The organism is Lamprocystis purpurea DSM 4197, from assembly GCF_000379525.1.
Lineage (GTDB): Bacteria > Pseudomonadota > Gammaproteobacteria > Chromatiales > Chromatiaceae > Thiodictyon > Thiodictyon purpureum.
Genome location: NZ_KB902449.1, coordinates 1 through 1,803 on the forward strand (window position 1 = coordinate 1; position 1,803 = coordinate 1,803).

2 protein-coding genes are annotated in these 1,803 nt (G+C 64.1%); both read left to right on the plus strand.

What is annotated here, in order from left to right:
* Window positions 1-613 precede the first annotated feature (613 nt).
* Window positions 614-1,279 carry an NUDIX hydrolase gene (locus tag A39O_RS36385; protein WP_020504225.1) on the plus strand — a complete coding sequence of 222 codons (666 nt, stop codon included), beginning with the start codon at window positions 614-616 and terminating at the stop codon, window positions 1,277-1,279.
* 137 nt (window positions 1,280-1,416) lie between these two features.
* Complete coding sequence (locus A39O_RS0108400; protein ID WP_020504226.1) at window positions 1,417-1,734, plus strand: ATPase; 318 nt, start codon at window positions 1,417-1,419, stop codon at window positions 1,732-1,734.
* The last annotated feature ends 69 nt before the right edge of the window (window positions 1,735-1,803 follow it).

The following is a 1,803-nucleotide window of genomic DNA, read 5'->3' on the forward strand; positions in this document are numbered from 1 at the left end:
ACCATGACCGAAGTCGCGATAGACATGAACGATAGCGAATAAATAAAACGACTTAGCAGGTGATGCATCCTCATGATATAGTTCTCTTATGGTATAGGTCAGCACCCGTCACGCCAGCGCCCGCGCAGCGGTCGTATTGCGCCACGCGAGCCGATGAGTCAAGCACCACCAACGGGTTTCGATCGCAATTGTTAAGCGACTGCCCGCACGCGGGACTTAACAGACCCCGCACTTGATACCTTACTTTGCGTAGCGCAGCCGTGCCGTGATCTACTTCTCTTTCGCCGGAACTCGAGACGGGCACCAGGTACGAGGCACCTCGCGCCGCCACGCACTTGTTATTGAAAAGTGTACAAGCTTAAATCGAGTTGACAGCGTCTGCCGCATCGGGTTAAGTAATAACGCCAAGTCTCCGTAAACACCAAGGTTCTCGCCATGCTGCCGGTCCCCGATACCCGCTCGATCCTCACTGCACCGCAGAATGTCAGGTACGAATTACCGATGCGGGCCGGCAAGCGGCAGCGCGGGCGTCAAATGATGGCGGATGACGGCCTTCGCGCGGCCACCACGAGCACGACCTGAAACGGCAGCGCGACTCGATCGGATCGACAGGTTGGACAGTCCCCTCACTCTCGACCGCCTCACCTGCGACCAGATCCACGCACGCCTGCTCCCGGCGGCGTGCCGCCGCGGACCTGTCGCCGAACTGGCCGGTGCCGCGAGCGAACCGGCGGAGCGAGCGGCCGTCCTGCTGCCGCTTCACCGGTTGCAGGGTGCCTGGCACTTGGTGTTCATCCGCCGTGCTGAGCGCGCGCATGACCTGCACAGCGGGCAGGTCGGATTTCCCGGCGGACGCCGACAAGCCGGAGACCCCGACTGCATCGCCACCGCGCTGCGCGAGGCACAGGAAGAGATCGGACTGGTCCCGGAACGCGTGCTCGTCCTTGGACAGTTACGACCCATGCTCACCGTCAGCCGGTTTCTGGTCACCCCCGTGGTCGGCTGCATCCCCTGGCCCCAACCCCTGGTACCCGACCCACGGGAGGTCGCCCGGATCTTCAGCATCCCGCTCGCCTGGCTCGGCGAGCACGCCCACCGCCGCATCCGTCCTTATCCCCACCCGGACCACCCGCAGGCGCGCGCGCTGGTCTTTTTCGACGACTACGACGGCGAAACGCTCTGGGGCGTCACGGCTCGTATGACTGTCGATTTCCTGTCCTGCCTCGAACAATCGTTGGGGACCGGGGTAGCGCCGGAGCCGCCGCCGGACTGCGGTTGACGCGCAGCCGGCCGTGGACTGGTCGCCACCCGCCCACCGGGACCTGATCCGACAGCACACCACGGCGATCACACGCGCATTTTCCTGGGTCTTGTCGTAAGGTATGCGGTGGTAGCCCATTGGTCGAGGAAACCACGATGGAAGACACCCTGCAACGCCTGCTCGCCGCCGAATTGCGGGCCGAGACGCTTGCGAGCCAGGCCGAACTCGAGCAGGACCGACTGATCCAACAGGCGGTGGCGGACGCCAAGTCCGAGAATGAGCGGTTCACCAGCCGCATTCCCGATCTGCACCGGTCATTCATCGCCAAGGCCGAGGAGCGGGCGGAACAGAATATCGCCGAGTTGCGCCGCCGTTACGACGAGCGCCACGTGCATTTGCGCGACCAGGCCGAACAGCGGGAGGACGCGGCCCTGGAGGCCGCATTCCAGGTGCTGATCGACCCGAGCCGCTGACCAACCGCCCCTCCAGCGTCACCGCATCGTCCATCATCCTGCACCCACGATGAGCAACGCCGCCGCACA